4 protein-coding genes are annotated in these 2,009 nt (G+C 69.4%); all 4 read left to right on the top strand.

Going from position 1 to position 2,009, the window contains the following annotated elements; translation table 11 throughout:
* The coding region (locus tag VGL85_RS12750) for a hypothetical protein (protein ID WP_331589322.1) at positions 1-684 on the top strand (684 nt) is incomplete at its 5' end.
* A gap of 117 nt (positions 685-801) precedes the next feature.
* Entirely contained in the window at positions 802-1,356 is a 555-nt protein-coding gene (locus VGL85_RS12755) for a DUF924 family protein (protein ID WP_331589323.1), read from the top strand.
* 7 nt (positions 1,357-1,363) lie between these two features.
* A complete protein-coding gene (locus VGL85_RS12760) occupies positions 1,364-1,525 on the top strand; it encodes a hypothetical protein (RefSeq protein ID WP_331589324.1) in 162 nt (53 codons plus the stop codon).
* Positions 1,526-1,640: 115 nt separating this feature from the next.
* Positions 1,641-2,009, top strand: a 369-nt coding sequence (gene thyA, locus VGL85_RS12765; RefSeq protein WP_414695247.1) for a thymidylate synthase, incomplete at its 3' end; no start/stop codon positions are given.

The following is a 2,009-nucleotide window of genomic DNA, read 5'->3' on the forward strand; positions in this document are numbered from 1 at the left end:
ATAAGACCAGCCGGACGGAAAGACGCTATGGCCGGAGAAGCGGAACCGGCGCTGGGCGCGGTACTGCCGGGCGAAGCTGTTGGCGCTGTAGAAGGAACGGCCCTGGTCGCGGCCGCGCAGTCCGTGGTTCTGGAAGCCGAAGTTTCCGCCGCTGCCCTGGCCGTTGAAGCGTTGGCCGCCCTGGCCGTTGAAGCGTTGGCCGCCCTGGCCGCCGCCGCCGTTCCAGCGCTGGACCTGGCCGTTCTGGCCCTGCCCTTGCGCGCCGCCACGACCCTGCCACTGCTGCTGACCGCCGCCCTGGACAGCCTGGCCGTTGAAATGCTGGCCGCCCTGAGCTTGGCCCTGGCCCTGCCCGCGCTGGAAAGCCTGGCCATTGAAGCGCTGGACGCCGCCCTGGCCGGGCCCACCCTGTGCCGGTCCGCCCTGGCCCGGGCCGCCATGAGCCGCGCCGCCCTGAGCTTGGCCGTTGAAGTGCTGCGGGCCGCCCTGAGCGCCGCCCGCATTGTGTTGTCCGCCACCCTGGCCCCCGTGCTGCTGGCCGCCGCCTTGGCCGCCGTGCGGCTGCGCTTGATGCTGCTGGCCCTTCTGATCGTTCGGGTTGTCGGCGTAGGCCGCAGCCGCCGCGCCGGTCAGCGCCAGCGCCATGGCGGCCGTCGTGAAGAGTTTCATCGGAATGCTCCCTGAGGCGCCGAGGGCGCCGGTGCGTAGCCGCCAAACCTGGACTTTGTCGTATGAACCCGTCTTGAACGAGACGAAATCCTGCGTTCAGCTTGCGCGCCCGCTTCGCTGACGAGAGCGCCCATGGCCGCCCATCCCACCGACATCATCCATTTCTGGCGCGAGGCGGGTCCGGACCGCTGGTTCGAAAAGAATCCGGCGTTCGACGACGCCATCCGGCTGAGGTTCGAGCCGACCCACCATGCCGCCGCGCGCGGCGAGTACGACGACTGGATCGAAACGGCGGACGGCGCGCTGGCGCTCGTCATCCTGCTCGACCAGTTCCCGCGCAACCTCTACCGCGGCTCGGGCCACCAGTTCGCCACCGATCCGCTGGCCCGCAAGATCGCCGCCGAGGCGATCGCGCGCGGCCACGACCGCGCCTTCGACAACGAGATGCGCTCATTCTTCTACCTGCCCTTCGCCCACTCGGAGGACATGGCCGACCACGACCGCGGCGTCGCGCTCTGCCAGGCGCAGGCCGACGAGGCGAACGATCCGGAGCTGGTGAAGTGGGCGCTGATCCACCGCTTCATCGTCGAACGCTTCGGCCGCTTCCCGCACCGCAACCGCGCCCTCGGCCGCGAGACCACGCCGCAGGAACAGGAATTCCTCGACGCGGGCGGATTTGCGGGGTGAGGAGCTGATGAACCACAAACGACGCAGAGCCCGGAACCAGCGCGCCGGCTGCAAGCTGTGCAAGCCCTGGAAGGTGAACGGGTTTCGCACCGAGCGGCCCGAGGGCGAGAAGTTCGCCGATCACCGGCGGCGCGAGGCGGCCACGCGGGAGATCCGCGCCGAGGCCTAACAGCTGCGCGCGGAAGTCCACAGGAAACACGACCAATCAACAGGTCGTTTTCCACCTGAGGCGCCACACTGGGTCCGGTCCGGAGTGATTCGTTTTGTCCGCCCTCGCCCATCAGATCGTCCTGCCGGTCGCGTCATCCGATCACCCGGAGCGGCAGTATCTCGGCCTGCTCGGCGACATCCTGGAGAACGGCGTCGAGCGCGGCGATCGCACCGGGGTAGGCACGCGGGGCGTGTTCGGGCGGCAGATGCGGTTCGACCTGGCGCAGGGCTTCCCGTTGCTCACCACCAAGCGGGTGCATTTCCGCTCGATCCTGGTCGAGCTGCTGTGGTTCCTGCGCGGAGAGACCAACGTGCGCTGGCTGCAGGAGCGCGGGGTGACGATCTGGGACGAGTGGGCGGCCGAGAGCGGCGAGCTCGGTCCGGTCTACGGCAAGCAGTGGCGTTCCTGGACCGCGCCCGACGGGCGGGTGATCGACCAGATC

The sequence above is a fragment of the Phenylobacterium sp. genome (genome assembly GCF_036501465.1).
Taxonomy (GTDB): Bacteria; Pseudomonadota; Alphaproteobacteria; order Caulobacterales; family Caulobacteraceae; genus Phenylobacterium.

What these genes read in the sequence shown, in the direction of transcription:
- VGL85_RS12755 (WP_331589323.1), top strand. Translation starts at nt 802, where the DNA reads ATGGCCGCCCATCCCACCGACATCATCCATTTCTGGCGCGAGGCGGGT.
- VGL85_RS12760 (WP_331589324.1), top strand. Translation starts at nt 1,364, where the DNA reads ATGAACCACAAACGACGCAGAGCCCGGAACCAGCGCGCCGGCTGCAAG.